The organism is Roseateles sp. GW821-FHT09H10, assembly GCF_059415865.1.
The window spans coordinates 572,113-597,668 of the sequence record NZ_JBWKOB010000002.1 but is presented as its reverse complement, the minus strand read 5'-3'; the positions used below and the strand labels follow the sequence as shown (position 1 = coordinate 597,668).

The window sequence follows — 25,556 nt, the reverse complement described above, 5'->3', positions numbered from 1 at the left end:
GCCCGGGCCTACATTCTGAAGTTTTCGCCGAGATAGACCTTGCGCACGTCGGCATTGGCCACGATCTCGTCGGGCGTGCCTTCGGCGAGCACGGCGCCCTCGCTGATGATGTAGGCGCGATCGCAGATGCCCAGGGTCTCGCGGACGTTGTGGTCCGTGATCAGCACGCCGATGCCGCGCGCCTTCAGGAAGCTGATGATGCGCTGGATCTCCAGCACCGCGATGGGGTCGACGCCGGCGAAGGGCTCGTCCAGCAGGATGAAGCGCGGCTGGGTGGCCAGGGCGCGGGCGATCTCGACGCGGCGGCGCTCGCCGCCCGACAGGGCCGGCGCCGGGCTGTCGCGCAGGCCCTCGATGGACAGGTCGTGCAGCAGGCCGTTCAGCAGCTCGTCGATGCGCGCCTTGGACAGGCCCTTGCCGCGTTCGTCCTGCTGCAGTTCCAGCACGGCGCGGATGTTCTGCTCGACGGTCAGCTTGCGGAAGATGGAGGCTTCCTGCGGCAGATAGCTCAGGCCCAGGCGGGCGCGCGCATGGATGGGCAGGCGCTGCACCTCCGCGCCGTCGATGCGGATGACGCCGGCATCGGAGCGCACCAGGCCGACGATCATGTAGAAGCTGGTCGTCTTGCCGGCGCCGTTGGGGCCGAGCAGGCCGACGACCTCGCCGCAGTCGACGCGCACATGGACGTTCTTGACGACCTTGCGCACGCCATAGGTCTTGGCCAGCGCCTCAGCCTCGAGGCGGCTGCCGCATTCCGCGGCCGCGCGGGTGACGCTCTCGGCGGCCGTCGTCATGAGGGCTTTTTCGTCGGCGTGATCGTCGTCGACGGCTGCAGGGGCAGCACGGCCGGCGGCGCCGAAGCGGGGGCGTCGGGTTGGGCGCGCGGCATCAGCACCATGCGCACGCGGCCATTCGGGTTGGGCGAGGCGTTGCCGCCCTCCAGCGCAAAGACCTCGGTGCGGCTGTCATAGACGATGACGGCGCCGGTGACCTCGTCGGCCACCGTCGAGCCGCGGGTGCGGCGCACATTGGCATTGCCGATGAAGCGCACGGTCTCCGTGCGGGTGTCGTACTCGAGCTGGTCGGCATGGCCTTCGATGGCCTCGCCGGGGGTGTCGCGCGCCTGGCGGAAGCTGACCGGCTGGCCGGTGGCGCCGCTGGCATAGGCCTGGTGGTAGCCGTCGCGGGTCTCGCGCACGTCGACCTTCTCGGCCCGCAGCATCAGGCTGCCCTTGGTGATGATGACGTTGCCAAACAGCTCGGTGCGCTGGTTGACGCTGTCGATCCGGCCTTCCTTGTCGGCCGTGAAGACCATGGGCTTGAGCCGGTCGGCCTTCTCAGCGTGGGCGGTGCCACCACTGATGAACAGGGCAAGCACGAGAGCGAGCGGGATCAGGTGGCGGGACATGGCGGCACGGAAGTTGCAGGCCATTCTAGGGGCCGGTTTCCGTCGCGAGCCTTTCCCGCGCGGCAAGCGTGTCAGGAAACCTTGCTGCCCCGTGCCATCTTGACGAGATGGTCGGCCACGGCCAGGGCCTGCTGGCCCTGGGCGGCCTCGCTCTGGCCCGGCGTGCCGGCCTGGCTGGGGCTGGTGCGCCAGCGGCCGGCGATGACCAGGGCCGGCACCTCGCTGGCCCCGGCCAGCTCGGCCAGCTTCATGCCCTGCTGCACCTTGGCCTGGATGCCGAAGGAGTTGAAGGCCTGCCTGAACTTGACCGCGTCCACGCCCAGCTGCCCGACCAGGGCGGCGATGGCCGCCTCGTCATGGGCCTCGACGCCGCCGCGATGGAAGGCGTTGAAGATGCCGCTGTGCACGGGCGGCGTCAGCGCGCCCATGGACTCGAGCGCGTAGAACATGCGCTGGTGCAGCTTCAGCACGAGCTGCTGCCCCACCGGCACGCGGCGGAAGCTCACGTCGGCGGGCAGCTTGTGCACCCAGGCCTCCAGCAACGGGTCGAAGGCGTTGCAGTGCGGGCACTTGTAGAAGAAGAACTCGATGACCTCGATCTTGCCGGGCGTGCCGGGCAGGGTCTGGGCCAGGCGCGCGTAATGCTTGCCTTCCACCGGCCCGCCCTGGGCGAGCACGGCGGGTGCCAGGCCGGCGGCCATCAGCGCCGCGGCGGCATCGCGGCGGGTCATGAAGCCACCCTTCAGCCTGGTGGCCTGTCCCGCCGAGCAGGAGCGAGCTTGCTTGGGGCGGCCCGGCGCGGTGCTCACGCCTTGGTCCTGGCGCGCTGGATCAGGAAGTCGGCGATCTGCAGGGCCCGCTGGCCCAGCTCCTGTTCGGGCAGACGCTGGGCCAGGCCCTTGTTGGCGTCGCTCGGCGAAGTCAGGAAGCGGCCGGCGATGCCGATGCTGGGCACGCCGTCGATGCGGTAGGCCTCGGACAGCTTCTCGGCCTGGGTGCACTTGGTGACCACGCCGAAGGAGTTGTAGGCCTCCTGGTATTTGGCGGGGTCGATGCCCAGCGGGCTCAGGAACTTGGCCTGGCTCTTGGCGTCGTCCAGCGTCAGGCCCTGCTCATGCATGGCCTTGAAGATGGCCGGGCGGGCGGCGGCTTCCTTGCCCATGGCTTCCAGCGCATAGAACATGCGCTGGTGGATCTTGACGTTGGCGCGGAAGGCCACATGCACCTTGCGGAAGGCGACGTCGGCCGGCAGCTGCTTGGCCCAGGCCTCGACGGCGCCCTCGAAGGCATAGCAGTGCGGGCAGCCGTACCAGAAGAACTCGACCACCTCGATCTTGCCGGGCGTGACGGGCAGGGGCGGGTTCAGCACCGCGTAGTGGCGGCCTTCGACGGGGCCGCCCTGGGCGAGGGCTTGGGAGGCGGCACCGGCGAGCGGTGCGGAGGCGATCAGAGCGGAGAAATCACGGCGCTTCATGGCGGCAGTCATCCTTCAGGCGGTATTGCGGTCAGCGTTGTACACGAACGAGATTGGCCTCGAAGCCGGCACCCTCAATCTTTCGTTGCAGGTCCTCGGCGGCTTCGCGGGTGTCATTGGGCCCCAGGCGCACGCGGAAGACGGTGCGGCCGTTCTGCTCGCGCTCCATGACCTTGGCGGTGAAGCCCTGGATGGCCAGCTTGGCCTTCTGGGCCTCGGCCTCCTCGGGGCGGGTGAAGGCGCCGGCCTGCACGAAGTAGACATAGGCGTCGGCCCCGGCAACCGCCGTGGGGGCGGAGGCGGCTGCCGGCGCTTCGGCCTTGGCGGCGGCCGGCTTGGGCGGGGGCAGGGCCGCTGCGGCGGCGGCGCTGGCGGTCGCGGCGGCAGTGCTGGCCGTCGTCGTGGCGGGCGGTGGCGAGGTCACGGCCGGCGCGTTGACGACGCCGCTGGCGCTGCGCGCGGCCTTGCCGGCCAGGGGCGCATTCGGGTCCCAGTTGCGGTTGCGCTCGGCTTCCTGGGCGTCCTGCTCGGCGGTGCGCTGCGGCACCTTGTTCACGAAGGGAATGGGCACCTTGGTGATGTAGAGGGCCACGCCCAGCGCAACGGCCAGGCCGACCAGCAGCCCGACGATGAGGCCGAGGACAAAGCCGCCCTTCTGGTTCTTCTGGCCGGCGGGTTTGGAAGCAGAACTCATTCGGTCTCCGTGGTGTCGGGAATATCGCGGTTCATCTGCTCGGGCGCGCTGACGCCGAGCATGGACAGGGCATTGGCCAGCACCTGGCGGGTGGCGGCCAGCAGGGCGACGCGGGCGCGACTCAGCTCGGGCGCCTGGCCCATGACGCGCTCGGCGGCGTAATAGGAGTGGTAGGCGCCGGCCAGGTCGCGGGCGTAGAAGGCCACGTCATGCGGGGCGATGCCGGCGGCGGCGCCGGTCAGCATGTCGGGGTAGGCGGCGAGCTTGAGCATCAGCGCCTCTTCGGTCGGCGCGGTGAGCAGGCTGGGGTCGGCGCCGGCTATTGCCGACACATCACCGCCCCATTTGCGGATCACCGAGCAGATGCGCGCGTGGGCGTATTGCACGTAGAACACCGGGTTCTCGTCATTCGCCTTCAGCGCCAGGTCGACGTCGAAGATGAACTCGGTGTCGGCCTTGCGGCTGATCAGGAAGAAGCGCACCGCGTCGCGGCTGGTCCAGTCGATCAGGTCGCGCAGCGTCACGTAGCTGCCGGCACGCTTGGAGATCTTGACCTCCTCGCCGTTCTTCATGACGGTGACCATCTTGTGCAGCACATAGTCCGGGAAGCCCTGCGGGATGCCCAGGTTCTGTGCCTGCAGGCCGCCGCGCACGCGGGCGATGGTGCCGTGGTGGTCGGTGCCCTGGATGTTGATGCACTGGGTGTAGCCGCGCTCGAACTTGTTGACGTGGTAGGCCACGTCCGGCACGAAGTAGGTGTAGCCGCCCTCGGACTTGCGCATGACGCGGTCCTGGTCGTCGCCGTAGTCGGTGGACTGGAACCACAGCGCGCCGTCCTTCTCGTAGGTCTTGCCGCTGGCCACCATGCGCTGCACGGCCGCGTCGAGCTGGCCGCCGGCGTAGACGCTGCTCTCGAGGAAGTAGTTGTCGAACTTGAGGCCGAAGGCCTGCAGGTCCAGGTCCTGCTCATGGCGCAGATAGGCCACGGCGAACTGGCGGATGCTGTCCAGGTCGTCGATGTCGCCCGAGGCGGTGAACTCGCGGTCGTCGGCCTTGACGGTTTCCTTCTTCAGGAAGGCGTCGGCGATGTCCTGGATGTAGTCGCCGTTGTAGAACTTCTTGCTCTCTTCGTTCTTGGGATCGGTCGGCCAGCAGTCGTCGCCCGGCTTGAAACCCTTCAGGCGCAGCTGCGTGCTGCGGGCCAGCGTGGCGATCTGCACGCCGGCGTCGTTGTAATAGAACTCGCGGGTCACGTCGTGGCCCTGGCTCTGGAACACCGAGCACAGCGAGTCGCCCAGGGCGGCCTGACGGGCATGGCCGACGTGCAGCGGGCCGGTCGGGTTGGCCGACACGAACTCGATCATCACGTGCTTGCCGGTGGCCGGGCGGTGGCCGAACTTGGCACCGGCGGCCAGCACTTCGGCCACGACGGCCTGCTTGGCCTCGGGCTTCAGGCGGATGTTGATGAAGCCCGGGCCGGCGATCTCCAGGGCCTGAACCCACTGCTGGAAGGCCGGCTTGGCCTCCAGGGCGGCGATCAGGCGGGTGGCCAGCTCTCGCGGGTTGGCCTTCAGCGGCTTGGCCAGCTGCATGGCGGCCGTGCAGGCGAAATCGCCATGGGCGGCCTGCTTGGGGGATTCGAAGGCCACGGGGGCGTTGGAGCCCGGGGCGATTTCCTGGAGAGAGTCGGCGAGTGCGGCGAGCAGCGCCTGCTTGGCTTGGATCATGGGGGCGATTTTAGGAGGCGGGCCTCGGACAGCCAGAACGCATGGCCGGGGCTTTGCGCTGACCTAGGGTGAAGGGGCGTCGTGACAGGCCACACAGAGCTTGTTGCCCTCGGTGTCGCGGAAGTAGGCGCCGTAGTAGTTGGGGTGGTAGTGGGGCCGCAGTCCGGGCGGGCCTTCGCAGCGGCCGCCCTGGGCCAGGGCCAGGGCATGCGCCTGGTCCACGAGGGCCCGGCTCGTCGCCAGCAGGGCCACCATCTGGCCGTTGCCGGGCTCGTGCTCGCCGTCGAAGGGTTTGCCCAGCACCAGCAGCGGGCGCGGCCCGGGGCTGCTCTGCCAGCCGGCCCAGCCCTGGGACAGGTCGCAGAAACGTTCGGTGACACCCAGCAGGGCCAGCAGCGGCCGGTAGAAGGCCAGGGCGCGCTCAAAGTCACGCGTGGCGAGAAATACGTGAGAAAACAAGGGGGTGCACCTCCGTGGGTCGTCCGTATCATGCCCCGCGATGAGCGCCCTCGCTGAAGACCTGCCTCCGCATATCGGCCGCTACCAGGTGCTCAAGCGCCTGGGCGAGGGGGCGACCAGCGATGTCTTCCTGGCCCGCGATCCTTTCCAGAACCAGGACGTCGCCATCAAGCGCATGCGCGCCTGGGCGCCGCCGCCGGATGCGCCGAACAGCGATTTCAGCAACCGCTTCTTCAGCGCCGAGGCGGCCCTGGCCGGGCGGCTGCACCACCCCAATGTCGTCGCCATCGTCGACGCCGTCTCCGAGGGCGAGGCGCCCTATCTCGTCATGGAGTACGTGCCCGGCGTCACGCTGAAGCACTTCTGCCGCAGCGACCGCCTGCTGCCGCTGGACCAGGTCGTCGAACTCGGCTTCAAGTGCGCCATGGCCCTGAGCTATGTCTACCGCCAGGGGGTCATCCACCGCGATGTGAAGCCGGCCAATCTGCTGGCCGTGCTGGACCCCGGCGGCCAGGTCGTCGACGTCAAGGTCAGCGACTTCGGCTCGGCCCTGAACCTGCATGCCGACGCGACCCAGATCCACCGCGTCGGCTCGCTGGCCTATATGCCGCCCGAGCAGATCGAGGGCGGCGACGTCGACTGCCGGGCCGACATCTATGCGCTGGGCGCCGTGCTCTACCACCTCATCAGCGGTCGCCCGCCCTTCGATGCGCCGCACCAGATGGCGCTGATGCACCAGATCTACCACCAGCCGCCGCTGCCGCTGATGGGCCAGCGCCAGGGCGTCACCGAGGGCCTGGATGCCGTCGTGCTGCGTGCCCTGTCCAAGAACCCGCACGAGCGCTTCGCCGACTGGGAGAGCTTTGCCCAGGCCCTGTCGGCCCTGGTCGCCAGCCAGCAGGTGCCGCTGAACCGCCTCGGCGAGGTGCGCGACTCCGAGCGTTTCAACCTGCTGCGCTCGCTGGAGTTCTTTGCCGACTTCGGCGATGTGCAGCTGTGGGAGGTGGTGAGGCGGGCGCGCTGGAAGCGCTACCCCGTCGGCCATGCGCTGTTCCGGCGTGGCCAGGAGGGCAACAGCTTCCACATCATTGCCCAGGGCGAGGTGCAGGTCTTCCGCGAGGGGCGCCTCGTCGCATCGCTGGGCCAGGGCACGTCGGTGGGCGAGATGGCCTATCTGGCGCCCAACCCCGACCTGCGCCGCCACAGCGCCGAGATCCGCGTCAGCCAGGAGTGCACGACGATCTGCTTCACGCCCGAGTCTGTGGGTCAGTTGAGCCCCGAATGCCAGCACCGCTTCGACCGCGGCTTCATCCGCGTGCTGGTGCGCCGTCTGCATGCCGCGCACGAGGCCCTGCACCACCCGCGGCGCATTTTGTGACGCCGATGAAACAGGGCTTGGCGGGCGTCATGGGCGCATGCTTGAATCGACTCGCCTCAAGCCCGAGGAAGGAGAGCTGCATGAAGAAGATCCTGTGGACCGGTCTGTTCGTCGCGCTGACCGGCATGGCCGGCCAGGCCATGGCCGCCAATGCCGAATGTGATGCCAAGGCCGCGGAGAAGAAGCTGGCGGGCGCCGCCAAGACCAGCTTCCTGAAGAAATGCGAGAAGGATGCCGGCGGGGGTGCAGCCGCCACGCCGGCAGCTGCGGCCTGCGAGAAGTCGGCGACCGACAAGAAGCTGCATGGTGCCGCCGCCAAGGCCCACATCAAGAAGTGCACGGCCGATGCGGCCGCCTCGGCACCCAAATGAGGCGCTGACGTCGTGCTCCGACAGGAGCTGTAGGACCAAAGCCACCTGCGGGTGGCTTTTTGCTGCGCGAGGGTAGGCCGGTTCCCACTTCCATTCGGCCCTCAGGCTGGTTCCGGCCGCGGCGGCCAGCGCCGAAAGTTGGCTCACGGGATTGCCATCCCTTCAGGAGCAAACCATGAGCACCACCGAACTGAATACCCCTTCCACCGGCGCCTACTGGCGCGTCACGGTCGTCTCCCTGGCCGCCGCCGCCACGCTGGCCCTGACGGCCTGTGCCGGCATGTCGGCGCGTGAGACCAGCACCGTCGTCGGTGCCACGGCCGGCGCGGTTGTCGGCGGCGTCGTGACCGGCACGACTGCCGGGGCCGCCGTAGGCGCCGCCGCCGGTGGCGTCATCGGCAACGAGGTGTCGAAGAAGCGCAATCGCTAAGACGCGCATGAAAAAGGCCGGCGGGAGCCGGCCTTGATCGCGCTGCCGTTGTTCCATCAGAACTTGTAGCGCGCCTCCAGGTAGTACTGGCGGCCTGACGCGTCGACCTTCTGCTGCTCCGCTTCGCTGTAGCGATAGGTGGCGCGGACCGGGTTGGTCAGGTTGAGGGCGCTGAAAGCGATCTGCAGTTCCGGCGTGATGTTGTAGTTGGCCGTGAAGTCCACCTTCGACACCGGTGCGGCGATCGTCGGCGCGGAAGGCATCAGGATGCCGCCGATGGTCGAGTTGCCCTGGCTGTTGGCCGTGGGCGCCGGCGCCGTGGTGCTCGAGACGTACTCGCTGCGGTAGTTGTAGACCAGCTTGGCGCTGAACACGTCGTTTTCCCAGTACACGCCGAGGTTGCCGGCGACCTTGGAAGCACCCGTCATCGGGCGGCCGTCTTCCACGCGCGTCTCGGTGTAGCTGGCGTTGGACTGGAAGCCGAAGCCCCAGAGGAGCGGCTGCTCCCAGCCCAGCTCGAGGCCGCGGATGCGCGCCTTCTGCTGCGTGGAGCTGTTGATCATGTAGGTCCGGTAGGTGTTGGTCGTGCCGTCGTACAACTCGACGGTCTGGCCCGACGCGGTGCCGCCGGTCTTGGCATAGCCATCGATCAGCGAGCTGAAGCCGGACAGCGTCACCACGGCACGCTTGTCGTAGAACCAGGACACCGAGAGGTCCAGGTTGCGTGCGCTCAGCGGCTTCAGGTTGGGGTTGGGACCGGTGACCGTGCAGCCCTGCGAATTGCAGGCCTGGGCCGAGTAGGTGGCGCCGTAGAGGTTGTAGTTCTGTCGGCCGATGGTCTTGGACAGGCCCAGGCGGCCAATCACGCCCGAGGCAATCTCGTAGCGCAGGTTCAGGCTGGGCAGGATGTCGTCGAAGACGCGGCGGGTGGTCTCCTTGCGGTAGATCACGCCGGTCGTGCCGTTGAAGGGAGTGTTGTCGTAGTAAGGCTGGCCTTCGCTGACGTCGAGGATGGCGTCCGGGTAAGCGGCGCAGGGCACATAGGGCTTGCCCGGTTCGATGCGCACGCAGGCTCCCGCCGGAATCGGCACGGGCGTGCGCGAGGTGACGGTGGTGCGCACCAGGCGCACGCCGACATTGCCCGACAGCTTCTCGCCGTCCAGGTTCTGCATCAGATAGGCGGAGCTCTGGATTTCGCGCAGGTCGATGGAGCCGGAGATGCGGCGCTCCCACTGGGAGTTGGTCTCCTTTGCCAGATTCGTGTTGAAGTAGGTCGTCAGGTACTCGCGAGGAAAGTAGAAGCCCGTGTTGTCGAAGTTGCCGCCGAGGAACTGGCCGAAGTCACCGGGATAGGCCACGGCCGCGGACGGGTCCGGTGCGGTGATGGTGCCGGTCTTGGCTGCGACGGTGGACAGGCCGTACTGGCGGCGGTGGTCGGCGTTGCGGAAGCCGAAGCTCATCGAACTGAAGAAACCGGCGTCCTGGTTGTACTCGCCGTCGAGGGCGAAGCTCTTTTCGCTGTCGATGGTGTGATATCGGTTCATGCCGCTGCGGCCAGTCAGGCGGTAGCCCGGCGTGCCGGCGGCCGCTGTGCTGGCCAGGGGCATGGTGCCGCTGCCGGCATTGATCCAGCTGAAGTCCGGCGCCTTCTCGAGGTCTGTGATGTCGTACTTGATGCCCTGGCCGTAGCGCGAATAGGTCAGGCCGCGGTCCATGTCGGTGTGGCCAATGCCCTTGGTCGTGCTGAACAGGCCTTTCAGCGTGAGCTTGTCAGTGACGGCCCATTTGGCGTCGAAGTCCAGGAAGCCGGAGCTGGCATAGGCGCCGCTGCGGTAGAAGCCTTCCGAGTCGCCGACGTACTGCGCCGGCAGGCCGTTGGCGTAGGAGATCTCGGCCGACTTCAGCACGCGCAGCTTGTGGCCGTAGATGGTCTCTTCCTCGACGATGACCGGGTTCTTGATCGAGGCGTAGACGCGCTGGCCGTTGGCGCTGGTGGCCGCGGTGCCGCCCAGCGGGCCGGCCTGGCCGGCCAGCATCTGGTAGATGGCGCCCATGGTGGCGCGGCCGAAGTTGGCCGCGTTCATCTTGGAATAGAAGCCGGTCATGCCGACTTCGGTGCTGTTGGTGGGCTTGAACTGGCCCGAGAACATGCCGCCCTTGCGGTCGCGCACGCCTTCGACGAACTCGGTGGACATGGAACCCGGCAGGCGCACGCCGTTCAGGTCGGCGGCCTTGTAGGGCGTGCCGGCCAGCGAGGCGTCGGTGATGCCCAGCATGGTGGCCGTGTTGATCTGGTCCCAGCCGGAGTTGGCGCCATAGGCAAAGCGCGAGGCGGTGTCGCGGCGGATGTAGCGCTTCTCGGCGAAGACCTGGCCGATGAAGCCCAGCGTGCTGGCTTCGTTCTTCCAGTTCAGGCTGGCGTTGATCTGCGGGCTGGTCTTGCCCGGCAGGTCGGCGTACACGCCGCCGGCGCTGACCACGCCGCTGAAGCCCTTGGGGCTGTCCAGGGGCTTGCGGGTCGTCACGTTGACGGTGCCGGCCAGGCCGCCGTCCAGGATGTCGGCGCGCGAGGTCTTGTAGACGGTAGCCGAGTTCAGCACCGAGGAGGGCATCAGCGACAGGCTGGTGGAGCGGCTGCTGGAGGCCTGGTCGGACAGGTACCAGTCGCCGCCGCTGACCGTGTGGCCGTTGAACAGGATCAGCGACATGTCGGGGTTGGTGCCGCGCATGGCGACCTTCTCGGCCTCGTCGTAGTCCGTGCGAACGGCCACGCCGACGACGCGCTGCAGCGAGTCGGCCAGGTTCTTGTCGGGCATCTTGCCCACGTCGATGGCCGTGATGACGTCGACGTTGGCTGAGGCATTGCGCTTGGCGTCCAGCGAGCTTTCCAGCGAGGCGCGGATGCCGGTGACGACGACCTTCTCCAGCGCCTGTGCATCGGCCTTGGCCTTGGCGTCCTGGGCGGGCGTCTGCTGGGCCAGGGCGGCGCCCTGCAACATGAAGAGCAGGCCGGCCAGGCCGAGGCTCACGGGGGTGGGCTTGAAGTTTTTCATCGCTGTTTCTCCGCGTTTTGCTGAACGCGAAGATTCTTGCGATGCGAGCGTCAGATGACGCGGCCCAGTCGGCACCGCAGCAACACTCCGCGCATCACGGAATGGCCGCCGGGCATGTGCGGCGGTTATGCCCTGCGGGTCATCTCAGTCAGACGACGTGGCAGGCCACGCGCCGGCCGTCCACTTCACGCAGCTGCGGCACCTCTTGCGAGCAGCGCGGCACGGCCAGCGGGCAGCGCTTGTGGAAGCTGCAGCCGCTGGGCGGGTTCAGCGGGCTGGGCAACTCGCCGTGGATGACGATGCGCTCGCGCCGGTCGGTCTTGCGCAGGGCTGGCGTCGCGCTCATCAGCGCCCGCGTGTAGGGGTGCAGGGGCCGGGCGAACAGCGTCTTCTTGTCGCCGACCTCCACCGCCGCGCCGAGGTACATGACCATGACCTCGTCCGCCACATGCTCGACGACCGAGAGGTTGTGCGAGATGAACACATAGCCCGTGCCGAACTCGTCCTGCAGGTCCATGAAGAGGTTCAGGATCTGGGCCTGGATGGACACGTCCAGCGCGCTGACGGGCTCGTCGGCGACGACGATGCCGGGATTCAGGATCATGGCCCGCGCGATGGCGATGCGCTGGCGCTGGCCGCCCGAGAACATGTGCGGATAACGGCGCAGATGCTCAGGCCTCAGGCCGACCTTGGCGGCGAGGGCGGCGACGCGCTCCTTGCGCTCGGCCAGGCTCATCGGCGTGTTGATCAGCAGCGGCTCGGCCAGCGTCGTCTCGACGGTCTTGCGCGGGTTCAGCGAGGCGAAGGGGTTCTGGAACACCATCTGCACATCGCGGCGCAGGGCCTTCAAGGTCGCCGCGTCGGCGTGGGCGGCATCGGTGCCACGGATCTTCAGCGCGCCGCGTGTCGGCGGCTCGATCAGCGTCAGCTGGCGCGCCAGCGTGCTCTTGCCGCAGCCCGATTCGCCGACGACGGCCAGGGTCTTCTTCGGTGCCAGCGTGAAGCTGACGCCATTCAGCGCCTTCACCGTGGCCTTGGGTTTGAAGAGGCCGCGGCTGACGCTGTAGTGGCGGGCCAGGTCATCGGCTTCGAGAAGGAGCTCAGACATGGGCGGCCTCCTCGACGGGGAAGAAGCAGCGCACGCCGTTCTCCAGGGCCGGCCGTTCGCCTCGGCAGCGCTGCTGCACGCGCGGGCAGCGTGGGCTCAGCAGGCAGCCCGCGGGCCGGTCCAGCGCGCCGGGCACGATGCCGGGCAGGGCGGACAGGCGCGTCGCGCCCTTGTTGTGTTCGGGAATGGCTGCGAGCAAAGCGTTCGTGTACGGGTGACGCGGCGCGTCGAAGAGCTCGGGCACCGGGCCGGTCTCGACGATCTGGCCGGCGTACATGACGGCCACGCGCTGGGCCATCTCGGCGACGACGGCGAGGTCGTGGGTGATCATGATCAGGCCCATGCCCTGCTCGCGCTGCAGTTTCAGCAGCAGCGCCATGATCTGGGCCTGGATGGTCACGTCCAGGGCCGTCGTCGGCTCGTCGGCGATCAGCAGCTTGGGTCCGCAGGCAATCGCCATCGCGATCATCACGCGCTGGTTCATGCCGCCGGACAGCTGGTGCGGATAGGCATTGGCGCGGCTGGCCGCGTCGGGGATCTCGACTTGTTCCAGCAGTTCGACGACGCGCTGCTTCGCGGCCGCGCCGCGCAGGCCGAGATGGGCCTTCAGCACCTCGGCGATCTGGGCACCGACGGTGTAGCTGGGGTTGAGGCTGGTCAGCGCGTCCTGGAAGACCATGGCCACGTCGCGGCCGATCAGCGCGCGGCGCTCGCTGGCTGACAGCTTCAGCAGGTCGCGGCCCTCGAACTCGATGGCGTCGGCCACCACCTTGCCCGGCGCATCAATGAGGCCCATCAGCGCGAGCATGGTCACCGACTTGCCCGAGCCCGACTCGCCGACGATGCCGAGCAGCTCGCCCGGCTCCAGCGTCAGGTCCACGCCGTCGACGGCGGGGAAGGCGCCGAACTGGACGCGGAGGTTCTTGATGTGAAGGAGGCTCATCGGTGCTGTGGGTTGATGGCCAGGCCCAGCGGGGAGTTCGCCCCCGCGGGCGAGTCACTTTCTTGTGCGCACAAGAAAGTAACCAAAGAAAGCGCCCCCGAACCGCCCGCCCCTCGCCATGCGAGGGGTTCCCTGCGGTGCGCCATCCTTGAGGCCCCGCGCAAAACTCCCGCCGCTACGCTCTGGTCAAACAGTTGCGCGGAGTCAGAGCTTGATGCGTGCTGCGCATGCGGCCTCAAGGCCGTACGCTCCTCGGCGGGCTCAGAGGGGGGAAGAGAAATACCTCGGCACAAACGGCTATCGGGTTTGGCTGAGGTCGCCCAAGAAAGTGAGTCCGCCGCCGGGGCGAAATCCCGGATGGGTCCATTCGTCAACACATCGCATCCGCGCGAGCCCATCACGCCACCTTCTTCAGCTTGGGGTCCAGCGCATCGCGCAGCCCGTCGCCCATCAGATTGATGGCCAGCACCGACACCAGGATGGTCAGGCCCGGCAGCGTGACGACCCAGGGGGCGCGGGTGATGTAGTCGCGGGCCGACGACAGCATGGTGCCCCATTCGGGTGTGGGTGCCTGCACGCCCAGGCCCAGGAAGCCCAGGCCGGCCGTCTCCAGGATGGCCGACGAGAAGCTCAGCGTCGCGTTGACGATCAGCGGTGCCATGCAGTTGGGCAGCACGGTGATGAACATCAGCCGCCACACGCCGGCGCCGGCGACGCGGCTGGCGGTCACATAGTCGCGGCCGATCTCGCCCAGGGCTGCGGCGCGCGTGAGCCGCACATAGCCCGGCAGGGCGCCGATGGCGATGGCGATGACGGTGTTGACCAGGCCGGGGCCGAGGATGGTGATGACGCAGATGGCCAGCAGCAGGGCCGGCAGGGCCAGCACGATGTCCATCACGCGCATGATGGCCGGCGACAGCCAGCGCTGGAAGAAGGCCGCCAGCAGGCCCAGCAGCACACCCGGCAACAGCGACAGTAGGACGGCGGCGAGACCGATGCCCAGCGACACACGGCCGCCATGCAGCAGCCGGCTCAGCATGTCGCGGCCCAGCTCATCGGTGCCCAGCAGGAAGCGCGTGCTGCCGCCTTCGGCCCAGATGGGCGGCGTCAGCATGAAGTCGCGGTATTGCTCGATGGGGTCGTGGGGCGCGATCAGCGGGGCGAGCAGCGAGGCGAGCGCGATCAACGCGAAGACGATCAACGCAATGAGGGCGCCGCGGTTGGCGGCAAAGCCCTGCCAGAACTCGCGCAGGGGGCCGGGCGGCTCGATGGGTTTGTCGAGGACGGCGCTCATCAGTGACCCCCTCCGCGGATGCGCGGATTCACCACGCCATACAGCACATCCACGATCAGGTTGACGCCGATGAAGGTCAGCGCCGAGATCAGGATGCCGGCCTGCACGACGGGATAGTCGCGCCGCCCGATGGAGTCGATCAGCCATTTGCCGATGCCGGGCCAGGAGAAGATGGTCTCGGTCAGCACGGCGCCGGCCAGCAGGCTGCCGGTCTGCAGGCCCACCACCGTCAGCACCGGGATCAGCGCATTGCGCAGCGCGTGCACGACGACGACCCGCGTCGGCGACAGGCCCTTGGCGCGGGCCGTGCGCACATAGTCCTCGCGCAGCACCTCGAGCATGGAAGAACGCGTCATGCGCGCCACCACGGCCAGCGTGCTGGTGCCCAGCACCAGGGCCGGCAGGATGAGGTGCATCAGGGCCGACTTGAAGGCGCCTTCCTCATCGCTCAGGGCCGCGTCGATCAGCATGAAGCCCGTCACGCGGGGCGGGTCGAACTCGATGCCGATGCGGCCTGACACCGGCGTCCAGCCCAGCTGCACCGAGAAGAACATGATGAGGATCAGCCCCCACCAGAACACCGGCATGGAGTAGCCCACCGTCGCCATGCCCATCACACCCTGGTCCAGCAGCGAACCCCGCTTGAGCCCGGCGCTGACGCCCAGCAGCAGGCCGAAGCCCACCGCGAAGATCAGCGCGGCGGTTGCCAGCTCGACCGTGGCCGGGAACAGGGCCGCGAATTCCTTGCTGACCGGCTCGCGGCTGACCAGGCTCTGGCCCAGGTCGCCCTGCAGCAGCTTGCCGACATAGTCCGCGTACTGCACCGGCAGGGGCTGGTCCAGCCCCATGCGCTTGACGAGGGCGGCGTGGGCCTCGGGGTCCAGGCGGCGCTCGCCCATCATGACCTCGATGGGGTCGCCGGGCACGAGGCGGATCAGGCCGAAGGCGACGAGGGTGATGCCGATCAATGTCGGCACCAGGGTCGCGAGGCGCTTGAGCAGGAAGGCGAGCACGTCTTACCAGCGTGAGGTGTAGGGCCGGGTCTCGCTGTCGCCAGCGCCGGCCACGCGCATGGCGCTGGGCGTGGAGGCGACCTCGATCAGCGCGGCGGTCTCGGCGTCCACCGTGCCGGAATAGTCGCGCGGCCGGTACTTCATCTGGAAGGTGGCGATGGTCTCGCGGGTCAGCACATCCATCTGCCCGCTGCGCGACACGTTGTAGCCGATGCGGTTCAGGCGCTCCTGCAGCCAGGCCACGTCGCGCGGCGCGACCTCGTGCTCCAGCGTCTTGACCATGACCGAAGGGCCGTCGGGCCAGGGGATCAGGCCGGCGTCGGCGAGCTGCCGCCAGGGAAAACTGGGACCCGGGTCCTGCTTGCGGCCAGGGGCGATGTCGGCGTGGCCGATGATGCGCTCGGGCCGCACGTTGTGGCGCTTCTGGATGTCGCGCACCAGGGCGATGACCTCGTCCACCTGGGCCTGCGGGAAGGGCGCGTAGACGCGGCCGCCGGGGCCGTCCACCCAGCCGGCGTTGACGATCTCGATGCCGATGGACGAGGAGTTCAGGTTGGTGTGCCCGCCCCAGAAACTCGCGCCGGCATGCCAGCTGCGGCGGTTCTCGTCGACCAGGGCGTAGCTGATGGCCGGGTTGTCGCGCACCAGGTAGTGGCTGGACACCTGGCCGCCGGTGGTCAGCACCTTGAGCGACTTCTCCCAGTCCAGCACGGTGTAGTGCAGCACGATGAAGAGGCTGCGGCTGTCCTGGTTCTGCGAGGTGTAGCTGCGGTCGATCTGGGGCGCGCGCACGGGGGCGGCGGGCGTCGATTCAGCCGGCGTGACGCGTGCGGCGGGGGCGGGCGCCGGCGTCGGCACGCTGGCGCAGGCGCTGAGCAGCAGGGCCAGGGTGGCGGCAACGAGGGAGGTGGACTTCATGCGTGGGAAGGCTTGGCCAAGCCCGGATTGTTGCAGCGCACTCGCGCCGGCGGCCCCGGGCCAGCCCGCAGGGGTCATGTCGGAGGCCCATGCGGGTATGCCTGCAGGTGATGGTTGAATGGCTGCCATGAGCCCCTACACGACGCTGCACGTCACGCCCACGGCCGACACCTACCGCCATCTGCGCGTCGCTTCGGGGTTGAGCCCCAAGTCCGCCGAGGCTGCCGCGCGGGGCCTGCCCAACACCTTGTTCGGGGTGCAGGTCATGATGAACCACGAACCCGTCGGCATGGGCCGCGTCATCGGCGACGGCGGCACGGCCTTCCAGGTCGTCGACATCGCCGTGCTGCCCGAGCACCAGGGCAAAGGCCTGGGCAAGCTGATCATGGGTGAGATCGCGAGCTGGCTGAGCGACAACGTGCCCGAGGGCGGCTATGTCAGCCTGCTGGCCGACGTGCCGGCAGATGCCCTCTATGCGCAGTTCGGCTTTGTGCACACCGCGCCGAAGACCGTTGGCATGGCCTGGAAGCCATGATGCCCCTCGCCCAGTCTCGCTGCGCTGAACGCGCGCGAACCTGGTCGGTCCCCCGAGGGGACGGCGATGCTTGCGGCATCGAGCCGCAAGCACATCGCCAGACGGGCCGGCTCGGGAGCGGCCCAGCGCTCGGCCCGGAATACTCGGTTTTGTTCGGCGTGGGTGCCGTGGTGCTGAATGGATGACTGACATGAAACGCCTGATCGCGCTTGCCCTTGCACTGGGGGCCGCCCACGCCAGCGCCAAGACCCTGACCGTCTGCACCGAAGCCAGCCCCGACGGCTTCGACTACTCGCTGTTCCATGCCAACTCCACGGCCGATGCGTCGTCGGAGGCGCTTTACAACCGCCTCGTCGAGTTCGAGCCCGGCACGACCAAGCTGGTGCCCGCCCTGGCCGAACGCTGGGAGCTGAGCGCCGACGGCAAGACCTACACCTTCCATCTGCGTGCCGGCGTGGCCTTCCACACCACGCCCTGGTTCAAGCCGACGCGGCCGCTGACGGCCGACGACGTCGTCTACAGCTTCACGCGCCAGATCGACCCCAAGCACCCTTGGCATGGGCAGCCGCGCCAGGGCTGGTATTACGCCTCGGCCATGCAGTTCGGCCAGCTGGTCAAGAGCGTCACCGCGGTGGATGCGCGCACCGTGCGCATCGAGCTCACAAGGCCGGAGGCGCCCTTCCTGGCCGACCTGGCCATGGGTTTCTTGAGCGTGCTGTCCGGCGAGTACGCGCAGCAGCTGCAGGCTGCGGGCCGCATGGAAGAGATGAACACCAAGCCTGTCGGCACCGGGCCCTTCCAGTTCCGCAGCTATGTGAAGGACGCCGTCGTCCGCTATGACGCCCACCCGGGCTATTTCCGCGGCAAGGTGGCGCTGGACAAGCTCCTCTTCTCCATCTCGCCCGATCCCGCCACGCGGCTGCAGCGCCTCAAGGCCGGCGAGTGCGACATCGGCCTCTACCCCCTGCCCCAGACCTGGGACGAGATCCGCCGCGACGCCAAGCTCCAGCTGTTGACCGGTCCCGGCCTGGTCACGACCTTTGTTGCGTTGAATGTCGAGCACAAGCCGCTGGACGACCGCCGCGTGCGCCAGGCGCTGGTGCTCGCGACCGATCGCGCATCCATCGTCCGTGCCGTCTACGGCGGCGCCGCCATGCCGGCCGGCAACCCCTTCCCGCCGTCGCAGTGGAGCTACGACGAGAGGTTCGGCGCCCCGCCGCAAGACCTGGCCAAGGCCCGCGAGCTGTTGAAGGTTGCCGGTCTCGCCAACGGCTTCGCGCTCAAGCTGTGGATTCGCGCCGGCGCCGGCGCCACCAACCCCAACCCCAAGGCGACCGCCGAGCTGCTGCAGGCCGACTGGGCGCGCCTAGGCGTCAAGGTCGAGATCGTCACGCTGGAGTTCGGCGAGCTGCTCAAGCGCACCCGCGCCGGCGAGCATGACGCGACGCTGCTGGCCTGGGCGTCGGACAACGGCGACCCCGACAACTTCCTGACCCCCAACTTCGGCTGCGCGGCCGTGGCGGGTGGCAGCAATGTGGCGCGCTGGTGCCGCAAGGATTTCGACGCCCTGCTGGCCGAGGCGCGCGAGGTGGCTGATCAGGCCAGGCGCGACGCCCTCTACCGTCGCGCCCAGGCCCTCTACCGCGACGACGCGCCCTGGGTGCCATTGACCTACCCGACGACGGCCATCGCCACGAGCAAGCGCGTCGTGGGCATGAAGGTCAGCCCCTTCGGCCTCAACAACTACTCACAGGTTGATTTGAAGCCCCTCGTCCAAGGAGTACCTTGACCGATCCCCCGAAGGGACGACGATGCTTGCGGCATCGAGCTGCAAGCACATTGCCAGCGCGGGCCGGCTAGGGAGCGGCCCGGCGCTCGGCCCGCAGGTTTCGCGCGCGGCCAATGCCGCGAGTACACACCGGAGAACTGCCAATGAGAATTGCGGACATGAACTGGATGCAGGTCGAGGCCTTCCTCAAGGCCGACGACCGCTGCCTGCTGCCCATAGGCTGCACCGAGCAGCACGCCTACCTCAGCCTTGCGGTCGATGCCATCCTGGCCGAGCGCGTCGCCGTCGAGGCGGCCGAGCCGCTGGGGGTGCCGGTCTTCCCGGTGCTGCCCTTCGGCATCACACCCAGCTTCATGAGCTACCCGGGCACCGTCACGCTGAAGGTCGAGACCCTGGTGCGTGTCGTGCAGGACCTGCTCGACAGCCTGGACCACCAGGGCTTCAGGCGCATCCTCATCGTCAACGGCCATGGCGGCAACCAGCCCGTCGCGGCGGCCGTGGCCGAATGGATGGCGGCGCGTCCGTGCACGCGGGTGCGCTTTCACAACTGGTGGAACTCACCGAGGACCCTCGCCTATGTGAAGGCCAGGGATCCGCAGTCGGCCCACGCCTCGTGGATGGAGAACCTGCCGTGGACGCGCCTGGCGGGCGTCGTGCAGCCCGAAGGCCGCAAGGCGCCGGTGGACTACCAGCGCTACGCCGTGCTGCCGCCCGATGCGGCGCGCGAGCTGGCCGGCGATGGCAATTTCGGCGGCGCCTACGAGAGGCCGGACGAAGAGGTGCTGGAGATGTGGCGCATCGCCGTCGAGGAGACGCGGGCGCTGATCGAAGGCCCCTGGGCCTAGCCGCGCAGCCGCGGCAGGCGCTGCAGCTCCTGACGCGCCCCGGGCTCGGCCACATAGCGCTCCAGCGCCGCCAGCAGCACCGGCGCGTCGATGCCATAGACTGTGCTCATGATGGCGAAGTCAGCGCCGAAAGTGCCGCGCGTGCGGCCGATCTGCTTGAACAGCTGCAACTGCCGCGAGGGAGGCAGGATCGCGATGGCATCGACATCGACGGACACCAGGACGACGGGGTTGTTGCTCATGTCCGTGCGCGCCAGGCCGGTCACGGCGTCCCAGGGCACCAGGGCCTTGCCGTGGCGGTCGCCGAAGCTCAGGCCCTCGGGGTCGAACTGCACATAGGCCGTGTAGATGAGGCCCGAGGCCAGGCCGATCAGCATCACGGCGCCCACGGCGACCAGGAACCAGCCGATGGCTATCTGCACGAGATTCGTCGTGAAGGCCGCATGCAGGGCGCCCAGCACTCCCAGGGCGCCGCCCAGCAGGCCCATGCGCAGGCGCGACTGGCGCAGCGGCACGCCGCCGGCCACCGAGGCCTTCATCGCCACCTGGCGGCGCGCGCGGCGCTTGCGCAGGATGACGCTGACGGCATGCGCGAAGCACAGGCCGAAGAAGCCCAGCGTGACGATGCCGGTCTTGAAGTCCTTGCGGATGATGACCAGGGCCGCCAGCGTGAAGACGCCGCCGATGACGGCGAGGGCCCAGTCCTGGAAGCTGATGCGGTCGAGCTGCGACGCGGGATCTTTCTTCGCCATGGGCGGCATCATGCTTGGCGCTCAGGCCGGGATGGGCGGCAGTTCGGGCGCCGCCAGTCCCTCGAAAGGATGACGCCAGGCCGGCAGGGCCAGCAGGCGCTCATGCCAGGCCGCCACGGCCGGGTAGTCGGCCAGGGGCAGGCGGGCCACGTCGTTGTAGGGCAGGAAGACGGCCATGCGGAAGTCCGCATAGGACAGGCCGCTGGCCAGCAGCCAGTCCTGCCTGGACAGATGGGCCTGCAGGATGGCCGCCGTCTCCTGGAAGCGTTGCAGGCCGCTTTTCACGAGGCCCTCGTCCAGCGCGCCCAGGCGGTAGCGCTGCTTGGTGCCGCGCTCGAAATGCACCATGTCGCAGGCGCTCATGAAGTTGTCGCGGCTCCAGCTGATCCAGCGGATCATGTCCGGCAGCTCAGGCCCCGTGCGCCAGAACTCCGAACCCGTCAGCTGCGACAGCCGGCAGGCGATGGCATCGGCCTCGAACAGCGAGCTGCCGTCGGCCTCGACCAGGATGGGAATGCGCAGCGAGGGGTTCAGCGGCCTGAACCTGTCGGATTGGTCCGGGGCCAGCGGCGCGGCGAACTCGTAGCTGACCGGCGCGCCCAGGTACTTCGCCGCCGCCACGGCGAGACGGGGGTTGGGGTTGCGCGAGAAATAGAGGATGGGCTTCATGGCTGTCAGCGTTGTCATCGGCGCTGCGCAGTGTCTGCAAACTCGTCCGACGATTCAACCGCGGAGTTAGGGCCCGCCCTCAGCGTTTGCGTGAAGACGCGGTCTTGCGCGCGGCCGGGCGGGCCGGTTTCTCCGCTTCTCCAGCCACCTGCAGCGGCGCCAGCGCGGCCAGCCCGTCGAGCTGGGTCAGCAGGCGCTGCAGATAGTCGGGCGACAGGCCCTGCACCTGCTGCAGGGCGCGCGCCACCAGCACCTGGCTGTTCAGCGGGCCGAGATGCTCGGGCACCGGCGCGCTGACCTCGGCGAGGCGGCGCGTCAGGCGCAGCGCGCTCCAGGTGCGGCGATGGACATGCACATTGCGCAGCTCGGGCCCGGCCTGCAGCTGGGCGAGCAGCTCGGTCAGTGGACTTGCCGCGTTCGCGGCGCGGGGTGCGGGCAGCGGCAGGGGTGCGGCCTCGGCGCGCTGCACCAGCCGGGCGACAAGGCGCTCACGCAGCGCGCCCTGCTGGGCGGCCGCCCGCCGCGCCAGCGCCTCCAGCACGCGGCGGCGCACCGGGTCGGCCTCCATCCCGGCATCAGCGCGGGCCTGGACCCAGGCGACGGGGTCGTCGATCACGGCGCGGAGGCGGCGGCCCGTTGCGGCCGCGGCGTGGGGGCGATCTCGACGCGGCGGTTCAGCGCCCGGCCGCCGGCCTCGTCATTGGACGCCACCGGCTGCTGCGGCCCGAAGGCGGCGGCGAACACGGCGTCGGGCGGCAGGCCCTCGGCCATCAGCGTGCGCGTGACGGTCAGCGCGCGCTGGGCCGACAGTTCCCAGTTGTCGGCGAAGGTCTTGGAGCCCCCAAGGCCGGGCGCCTGCCCGGCCTGCCCCCCGAGGGGGTCAAGGGACTCGGGAGCGGCCCGTCGTCCCTTGAGCCCGCCCTTGCCTGTGAGAAAGCCGCGGTCGTCGGTGAAGCCGCTCACCATCAGGATCTCGTCGCGCTGGGCCAGATAGGTGCGCAGCGGCAGGGCCAGGCTTTTGATCAGCGCGCGGCCGTCGGCATGCAGCTGGTCGGAGCCGATGGCGAACAGCACCGCGCCGCTGATGCCGATGCGGCCGTCCGACAGCGTGATGCGCCCGTCCGCCAGCGGCCCGGCCAGGGCGCGCTCCAGCGCCTCGCGCCGCGCCTGCTCGGCCTGGCGCTGGGCCACTTCGGCCGCCAGCTTGTTGGCCAGGTCGAGCTGGCCCACCAGGGCCGCGGCCAGCACCAGCACGAAGGCGCCCAGCACGCCGGCCATCAGGTCGCCGAAGGCGGCCCAGGCGGGGGTGCCGACACCTTCCTGTTCAATCTCCAGCGGCTCATCCATTCGCGGTGGCCCCCTGCAGCGCGTCCAGCACCTGCTTCTGCGAACCCAGGCAGAGGTCGATCACTTCACGTGCCTGGGCCACGTAATAGCCCAGCTGCTCGTCGCTGCGCGACATCGCGGCCGACAGGCGCTCCTCCAGCGCGGCCAGGTGCTGCACCAGCTGGGCATTGGCGCCCTGGAACTGCTCGACCGCTGCACCAAAGCCCTCGCCCAGGCTGCCCATCTCGGCGGCACTGGCGGCCATCGTCGTTGCAGCCTCGGACAGGGTCTGGCCGGTGGCGTCGGCCTGGGCCGTGAAGCGCTGGCCCAGCGCCTCCAGTTGCGTGGCGGAACTGCCCACCAGGGCCTCCACCTGGGCCGCGGCGCTGCTGGTCAGTGCGCTGACGTGGGAGGCGGTGCCGTCCAGCAGCGCGCTCACCTGTGTGGCCGCGCCGCCGATCAGCGCCTGCACCTGCGAGCCGGCGCCGCCCAGCAGGGTGTCCAGCGCGGCGCGCTGTTCGCCGGCAGCCTGCTGCAGCGAGGCCAGCAGTGTCGAGACGGTCTGCATCAGCTCGGCGCGCTCGGCGAGCGCGGCGCGGTCCTGGGCCTGGCTTTGCGCCAACTGCTCGCGCAGCGCGGCAACGACCTCGACGGCCGCACGCGGCGCCTCGCCGGCGGCCTGCAGCAGGGCTCCGGCCTCGCTGAGCGTGGTCTTGGCCTGGGCCTCGGTCTGCGCGACCAGCTCGCGGGTGTGGGTCAGCAGGCCGTCGGCGAGCTGCTGCTGCTGGGCCAGCTGGGTGGCGCCGGCGGCCTGCAGCTCGCTGCGCCAGGCGGACAGGCGCTCGGCGTCGTTGGCGGCATGGGCCGATTGCAGCTGGGTGTGGGCCTCGGCCAGCGCCTTGACGGCGGCCTGGGTCTGGGCGGCGAAGCCGGCGGTCAGCTCGGTCAGCGCGTCCTGCGCGCGCTGGCCACTGGCGGCGAGCAGCTGCTGCGCGGCCTCGCGCTGGGCGGACAGCAGCGCTTCATTGGCGGTGCGCTGCTGGGCCAGGGCTTCGGCCTCGGCACGGGCCTCGGCGCGGGCTTGCGCCTCCAGCTCGGCCTGCAGGGCGGCGTGGCGGGTCTGGGTGTCGGCGATGCGGTCCAGCAGATCGCGCGTCTGGGCGGCGAAGCCGGTGCTCAGCTCGGTCAGCGCGTGCTGGGCGCGGGCGCCGCTGTCGGCCAGCAGCTGCTGGGCCGCTTCGCGCTGGGTGGACAGCAGCTGCTCGTTGGCCGCGCGTTGCCGGGCCAGGGCGTCGGCATCGGCGCGGGCTTCGGCGCGGCGCTGTTCGTCCTGCGCGGCGACGCGGTCCAGCAGGGCCTGCGACTGGGCGGCAAAGCGTTCGGCGGCGTCGGCCAGGGCCTGCTGGGCGGCGCTGCGTTGGGCGGCCAGGGCATCGATCTGGCCGCGCAGCGTGGCGGCGCGGGCGTTGTCGGCCTCGGCCTGCGCAGCCAGCAGGGCTTGCGCCTCGGCGGCCCAGCGATCGCCCAGGCGGTCCACCGCCTGCTGGGTGGTGGCGGCGGTGTCGGCCAGCAGTTTCAGCGCGGCCTCGCGCTGCTGGACCAGGCCTTCGCCCTGGGCTTGAGCGGCAGCGGCCTGCTGCTGCGCGATCTGGCTCACGCCAGCCTCGAAGCGCTTGCTCAGCGCGCCGAGCTGCTCGCCCACCTGAGTGCCCACGCGCTCATGCAGGGCGGCGGCCTCGCGGGCGATGCCGGCCATGGCGGCTTCGGCCGCGGGCTGGATGGCGGCGCCGGCCAGGCGGGCGCTCTCGGCCAGGCTGGTGCGCAGCGTCGTGTCCACGCTGGCGGCCAGGGCCGTGTAGGCCTTGCTGGTCTCACCGTGGAAGCGATCGTTCTGCGCTGCGAGCTGGTCGGCCATGTGCTTGGCATGGGCCTGCAGCTGCGCGACGAGCTCGAGCTGGTGGCTGCGCGCGGTCTCGGCGGCCAGGGCCTCGGCGGCCTGCTGCGCGACCTCACGGCGGTGGGCCGCCGTCAGCGGCCGCAGCTTGCCGAGCAGGGCGGTGTCCAGCAGCGCGACGACGGCCGCGCGCTCGCGGCGTGCCAGGGCCACCATCAGGCCCAGCATGGCCGAGCCGGTCACGCCGGCCACGCTGGCGCTGAAGGCCAGGCCCAGGCCCTGCACCGGCGCGCCCAGGGCATTGCGCAGGGCGGCGAGGTCGGCCGTCTGGCCCAGGGCCGAGGCCGTGCTGCTCAGCGTGATGACCAGGCCGATGAAGGTGCCCAGCATGCCCAGCAGCACCAGCAGGCCGGCCAGGGCCGGCGCCAGCGACAGGCCCGGCAGGGCCACGCGCAGGCCGTCCAGGCGCTGCTGCACGGCGGCGCGCAAGGTGGCGGGCAGCCGGGCGGCGAAGTCTTCGCCCTGCAGCGCGGCGTCCAGTTCGCGGCTGCTGCGGCGAAAGGCCGTCAGCTCCCACACGCCGATGGCGAAGAAGGCGGCGATCAGCAGCGTCATCGCCAGGGCCACCGGGTGGTGGCGGGCGGCGGCCAGGGCCGCGCCGGCAATGCCTGCAAGGCCGGCGGCCAGGGCGAGGGGATAGAGGGCGTTCAGGAAGCGGTTCATCGGGAATCGGCGGGGTGCAGGGCCTCGATGAGGCCTTGCACCGGTTGCAATCTCAGGTCCAGTTCCGCCCGCAGCGCGCGCTGCAGGTCGGCCCAGAAGCGGGCGCGCCAGCGGCGCGGGTCGGTGGCATGGTGGGTTTCGGCGCGCCGGGTCAGCACGGCGGCCAGGCCGGCCAGCAGCGGGCGCTCCTGGGCGACCACGGCGCGCTCGAACACGGCGTCCAGCTGGGCCAGCCGCGCGAGCGGCCCCGAGGCCTCGGCCAGGCGCGGGCGCAGGCGTTCGCGCAGCGTGGCGACGCGGGCGGCCATGCTGCGCTGCTGCTGGGCGTGGTGCAGGCGGTAGGGCGCCAGCAGGTCGGACAGGGGCACGCCTTCGGGGGCGATCTCGGCGGAGTCGCGCGCCAGCAGGGCGTCGTCGAAGGCGGCCGTCAGCTCGGTCTGCAGCCGGTCCAGCGCGGCGTGGGCCCAGTCCAGGGCCTCGCGGCCGGCGGCCTCGTTGGCGCCGGCCGCGGGCGCCGTGGCCAGCAACTGGGACAGGCCGATGGCCTCGGCCCAGCCCAGCCAGCCGCCCAGGCGTTCGGCCACGGGCGCCGCCGGCACCGGCGCGACGCCCCATTGCAGCAGCAGCCGGGCCAGGGGCTCGGCGGCGGGAAGCTGCGGGGGGAGGGCTTGCATGGAAGGCGCACCTGCGCGGGCGCGCGAGGAAAAAGGGCGAGATTTTAGTGAGGCCCGCTGGAAGGGGCATCCCCACCCC

The 25,556-nt window shown here is 69.8% G+C and carries 25 protein-coding genes; 6 read left to right on the top strand and 19 right to left on the bottom strand.

Annotated elements, in window-relative coordinates:
• Positions 1-8: 8 nt before the first annotated feature.
• The 7 genes from lptB to AC07OY_RS10650 form a co-directional block, all read right to left on the bottom strand.
• Positions 9-794, bottom strand: coding sequence for an LPS export ABC transporter ATP-binding protein (gene lptB, locus AC07OY_RS10680; RefSeq protein WP_495042547.1), 786 nt, complete (start codon positions 792-794; stop codon positions 9-11).
• The gene (gene lptA, locus AC07OY_RS10675; protein ID WP_495042546.1) at positions 791-1,408 is read right to left on the bottom strand and encodes a lipopolysaccharide transport periplasmic protein LptA; all 618 of its coding nucleotides are present in this window, start codon (positions 1,406-1,408) and stop codon (positions 791-793) included. The genes lptB and lptA overlap by 4 nt, the downstream gene beginning before the upstream one ends.
• Positions 1,409-1,479: 71 nt before the next feature.
• Positions 1,480-2,139 carry a thiol:disulfide interchange protein DsbA/DsbL gene (locus AC07OY_RS10670; protein WP_495042545.1) on the bottom strand — a complete coding sequence of 220 codons (660 nt, stop codon included), beginning with the start codon at positions 2,137-2,139 and terminating at the stop codon, positions 1,480-1,482.
• A gap of 74 nt (positions 2,140-2,213) precedes the next feature.
• Positions 2,214-2,882, bottom strand: coding sequence for a thiol:disulfide interchange protein DsbA/DsbL (locus AC07OY_RS10665; protein ID WP_495042544.1), 669 nt, complete (start codon positions 2,880-2,882; stop codon positions 2,214-2,216).
• Between the two features lie 31 nt (positions 2,883-2,913).
• On the bottom strand, positions 2,914-3,576 hold the full coding sequence (locus AC07OY_RS10660; protein WP_495042543.1) for an SPOR domain-containing protein: 663 nt from the start codon (positions 3,574-3,576) through the stop codon (positions 2,914-2,916).
• Complete coding sequence (argS, locus tag AC07OY_RS10655; RefSeq protein ID WP_495042542.1) at positions 3,573-5,303, bottom strand: arginine--tRNA ligase; 1,731 nt, start codon at positions 5,301-5,303, stop codon at positions 3,573-3,575. Before argS ends, AC07OY_RS10660 begins: the two co-directional genes overlap by 4 nt.
• Before the next feature lie 63 nt (positions 5,304-5,366).
• A complete protein-coding gene (locus AC07OY_RS10650) occupies positions 5,367-5,762 on the bottom strand; it encodes a VOC family protein (protein WP_495042541.1) in 396 nt (131 codons plus the stop codon).
• Between the two features lie 40 nt (positions 5,763-5,802).
• Here AC07OY_RS10650 and AC07OY_RS10645 point away from each other — a divergent pair, with 40 nt between their 5' ends.
• From AC07OY_RS10645 to AC07OY_RS10635, 3 genes are all read left to right on the top strand, one after another.
• Complete coding sequence (locus tag AC07OY_RS10645; RefSeq protein WP_495042540.1) at positions 5,803-7,140, top strand: serine/threonine-protein kinase; 1,338 nt, start codon at positions 5,803-5,805, stop codon at positions 7,138-7,140.
• Positions 7,141-7,220: 80 nt separating this feature from the next.
• Positions 7,221-7,511, top strand: a complete 291-nt coding sequence (locus AC07OY_RS10640; protein ID WP_495042539.1) for a hypothetical protein — start codon at positions 7,221-7,223, stop codon at positions 7,509-7,511.
• 175 nt (positions 7,512-7,686) lie between these two features.
• Positions 7,687-7,941 carry a glycine zipper domain-containing protein gene (locus tag AC07OY_RS10635; protein ID WP_495042538.1) on the top strand — a complete coding sequence of 85 codons (255 nt, stop codon included), beginning with the start codon at positions 7,687-7,689 and terminating at the stop codon, positions 7,939-7,941.
• A gap of 56 nt (positions 7,942-7,997) precedes the next feature.
• On the opposite strand, the gene AC07OY_RS10630 is transcribed toward AC07OY_RS10635, so the two are convergent.
• The 6 genes from AC07OY_RS10630 to AC07OY_RS10605 all read right to left on the bottom strand — a co-directional run bounded on the left by AC07OY_RS10630 (position 7,998) and on the right by AC07OY_RS10605 (position 16,270).
• Positions 7,998-10,994 (bottom strand): TonB-dependent receptor, encoded by a 2,997-nt coding sequence (locus tag AC07OY_RS10630; protein WP_495042537.1) that lies wholly within the window; start codon positions 10,992-10,994, stop codon positions 7,998-8,000.
• A gap of 148 nt (positions 10,995-11,142) precedes the next feature.
• A complete protein-coding gene (locus tag AC07OY_RS10625; protein WP_495042536.1) occupies positions 11,143-12,102 on the bottom strand; it encodes a peptide ABC transporter ATP-binding protein in 960 nt (319 codons plus the stop codon).
• Complete coding sequence (locus tag AC07OY_RS10620) at positions 12,095-13,045, bottom strand: ABC transporter ATP-binding protein (protein ID WP_495042535.1); 951 nt, start codon at positions 13,043-13,045, stop codon at positions 12,095-12,097. The genes AC07OY_RS10625 and AC07OY_RS10620 overlap by 8 nt, the downstream gene beginning before the upstream one ends.
• 397 nt (positions 13,046-13,442) lie before the next feature.
• Positions 13,443-14,339, bottom strand: a complete 897-nt coding sequence (locus tag AC07OY_RS10615) for an ABC transporter permease subunit (RefSeq protein WP_495042534.1) — start codon at positions 14,337-14,339, stop codon at positions 13,443-13,445.
• The gene (locus tag AC07OY_RS10610; RefSeq protein WP_495042533.1) at positions 14,339-15,352 is read right to left on the bottom strand and encodes an ABC transporter permease; all 1,014 of its coding nucleotides are present in this window, start codon (positions 15,350-15,352) and stop codon (positions 14,339-14,341) included. The genes AC07OY_RS10615 and AC07OY_RS10610 overlap by 1 nt, the downstream gene beginning before the upstream one ends.
• 3 nt (positions 15,353-15,355) lie before the next feature.
• Complete coding sequence (locus AC07OY_RS10605; protein WP_495042532.1) at positions 15,356-16,270, bottom strand: N-acetylmuramoyl-L-alanine amidase; 915 nt, start codon at positions 16,268-16,270, stop codon at positions 15,356-15,358.
• 118 nt (positions 16,271-16,388) lie between these two features.
• Between AC07OY_RS10605 and AC07OY_RS10600 the strand changes: the two genes are divergently transcribed.
• From AC07OY_RS10600 to AC07OY_RS10590, 3 genes are all read left to right on the top strand, one after another.
• A complete protein-coding gene (locus AC07OY_RS10600) occupies positions 16,389-16,805 on the top strand; it encodes a GNAT family N-acetyltransferase (RefSeq protein WP_495042531.1) in 417 nt (138 codons plus the stop codon).
• 190 nt (positions 16,806-16,995) lie between these two features.
• A complete protein-coding gene (locus AC07OY_RS10595) occupies positions 16,996-18,594 on the top strand; it encodes an ABC transporter substrate-binding protein (RefSeq protein WP_495042530.1) in 1,599 nt (532 codons plus the stop codon).
• A 143-nt stretch (positions 18,595-18,737) separates the two neighbouring features.
• Positions 18,738-19,439 (top strand): creatininase family protein, encoded by a 702-nt coding sequence (locus AC07OY_RS10590; protein WP_495042529.1) that lies wholly within the window; start codon positions 18,738-18,740, stop codon positions 19,437-19,439.
• Here the strand turns inward: AC07OY_RS10590 and AC07OY_RS10585 are convergent.
• The 6 genes from AC07OY_RS10585 to AC07OY_RS10560 form a co-directional block, all read right to left on the bottom strand.
• A complete protein-coding gene (locus AC07OY_RS10585; RefSeq protein WP_495042528.1) occupies positions 19,436-20,191 on the bottom strand; it encodes a hypothetical protein in 756 nt (251 codons plus the stop codon). The genes AC07OY_RS10590 and AC07OY_RS10585 overlap by 4 nt on opposite strands.
• A gap of 21 nt (positions 20,192-20,212) precedes the next feature.
• Positions 20,213-20,860: a glutathione S-transferase family protein gene (locus AC07OY_RS10580; protein ID WP_495042527.1), complete on the bottom strand. Its 648-nt coding sequence runs from the start codon at positions 20,858-20,860 to the stop codon at positions 20,213-20,215.
• A 79-nt stretch (positions 20,861-20,939) separates the two neighbouring features.
• A complete protein-coding gene (locus tag AC07OY_RS10575; protein ID WP_495042526.1) occupies positions 20,940-21,476 on the bottom strand; it encodes a DUF2894 domain-containing protein in 537 nt (178 codons plus the stop codon).
• Positions 21,473-22,207 carry an OmpA family protein gene (locus AC07OY_RS10570; protein ID WP_495042525.1) on the bottom strand — a complete coding sequence of 245 codons (735 nt, stop codon included), beginning with the start codon at positions 22,205-22,207 and terminating at the stop codon, positions 21,473-21,475. The genes AC07OY_RS10575 and AC07OY_RS10570 overlap by 4 nt, the downstream gene beginning before the upstream one ends.
• Positions 22,200-24,803 (bottom strand): hypothetical protein, encoded by a 2,604-nt coding sequence (locus AC07OY_RS10565; protein WP_495042524.1) that lies wholly within the window; start codon positions 24,801-24,803, stop codon positions 22,200-22,202. The genes AC07OY_RS10570 and AC07OY_RS10565 overlap by 8 nt, the downstream gene beginning before the upstream one ends.
• The gene (locus tag AC07OY_RS10560; protein ID WP_495042523.1) at positions 24,800-25,477 is read right to left on the bottom strand and encodes a DUF3348 family protein; all 678 of its coding nucleotides are present in this window, start codon (positions 25,475-25,477) and stop codon (positions 24,800-24,802) included. The genes AC07OY_RS10565 and AC07OY_RS10560 overlap by 4 nt, the downstream gene beginning before the upstream one ends.
• Between the last annotated feature and the right edge of the window lie 79 nt (positions 25,478-25,556).

Excerpts from the sequence above, each read along its gene's own strand:
- AC07OY_RS10615 (WP_495042534.1), bottom strand. The coding sequence starts at position 14,339 with ATGAGCGCCGTCCTCGACAAACCCATCGAGCCGCCCGGCCCCCTGCGC.
- AC07OY_RS10620 (WP_495042535.1), bottom strand. The coding sequence starts at position 13,045 with ATGAGCCTCCTTCACATCAAGAACCTCCGCGTCCAGTTCGGCGCCTTC.
- AC07OY_RS10560 (WP_495042523.1), bottom strand. The coding sequence starts at position 25,477 with ATGCAAGCCCTCCCCCCGCAGCTTCCCGCCGCCGAGCCCCTGGCCCGG.
- AC07OY_RS10640 (WP_495042539.1), top strand. The coding sequence starts at position 7,221 with ATGAAGAAGATCCTGTGGACCGGTCTGTTCGTCGCGCTGACCGGCATG.
- argS (WP_495042542.1), bottom strand. The coding sequence starts at position 5,303 with ATGATCCAAGCCAAGCAGGCGCTGCTCGCCGCACTCGCCGACTCTCTC.
- AC07OY_RS10585 (WP_495042528.1), bottom strand. The coding sequence starts at position 20,191 with ATGGCGAAGAAAGATCCCGCGTCGCAGCTCGACCGCATCAGCTTCCAG.
- AC07OY_RS10635 (WP_495042538.1), top strand. The coding sequence starts at position 7,687 with ATGAGCACCACCGAACTGAATACCCCTTCCACCGGCGCCTACTGGCGC.
- AC07OY_RS10600 (WP_495042531.1), top strand. The coding sequence starts at position 16,389 with ATGGCTGCCATGAGCCCCTACACGACGCTGCACGTCACGCCCACGGCC.
- AC07OY_RS10595 (WP_495042530.1), top strand. The coding sequence starts at position 16,996 with ATGAAACGCCTGATCGCGCTTGCCCTTGCACTGGGGGCCGCCCACGCC.
- lptA (WP_495042546.1), bottom strand. The coding sequence starts at position 1,408 with ATGTCCCGCCACCTGATCCCGCTCGCTCTCGTGCTTGCCCTGTTCATC.
- AC07OY_RS10670 (WP_495042545.1), bottom strand. The coding sequence starts at position 2,139 with ATGACCCGCCGCGATGCCGCCGCGGCGCTGATGGCCGCCGGCCTGGCA.
- AC07OY_RS10580 (WP_495042527.1), bottom strand. The coding sequence starts at position 20,860 with ATGAAGCCCATCCTCTATTTCTCGCGCAACCCCAACCCCCGTCTCGCC.
- AC07OY_RS10625 (WP_495042536.1), bottom strand. The coding sequence starts at position 12,102 with ATGTCTGAGCTCCTTCTCGAAGCCGATGACCTGGCCCGCCACTACAGC.
- AC07OY_RS10605 (WP_495042532.1), bottom strand. The coding sequence starts at position 16,270 with ATGAAGTCCACCTCCCTCGTTGCCGCCACCCTGGCCCTGCTGCTCAGC.
- AC07OY_RS10665 (WP_495042544.1), bottom strand. The coding sequence starts at position 2,882 with ATGAAGCGCCGTGATTTCTCCGCTCTGATCGCCTCCGCACCGCTCGCC.
- AC07OY_RS10645 (WP_495042540.1), top strand. The coding sequence starts at position 5,803 with ATGAGCGCCCTCGCTGAAGACCTGCCTCCGCATATCGGCCGCTACCAG.
- lptB (WP_495042547.1), bottom strand. The coding sequence starts at position 794 with ATGACGACGGCCGCCGAGAGCGTCACCCGCGCGGCCGCGGAATGCGGC.
- AC07OY_RS10630 (WP_495042537.1), bottom strand. The coding sequence starts at position 10,994 with ATGAAAAACTTCAAGCCCACCCCCGTGAGCCTCGGCCTGGCCGGCCTG.
- AC07OY_RS10565 (WP_495042524.1), bottom strand. The coding sequence starts at position 24,803 with ATGAACCGCTTCCTGAACGCCCTCTATCCCCTCGCCCTGGCCGCCGGC.
- AC07OY_RS10570 (WP_495042525.1), bottom strand. The coding sequence starts at position 22,207 with ATGGATGAGCCGCTGGAGATTGAACAGGAAGGTGTCGGCACCCCCGCC.
- AC07OY_RS10590 (WP_495042529.1), top strand. The coding sequence starts at position 18,738 with ATGAGAATTGCGGACATGAACTGGATGCAGGTCGAGGCCTTCCTCAAG.
- AC07OY_RS10660 (WP_495042543.1), bottom strand. The coding sequence starts at position 3,576 with ATGAGTTCTGCTTCCAAACCCGCCGGCCAGAAGAACCAGAAGGGCGGC.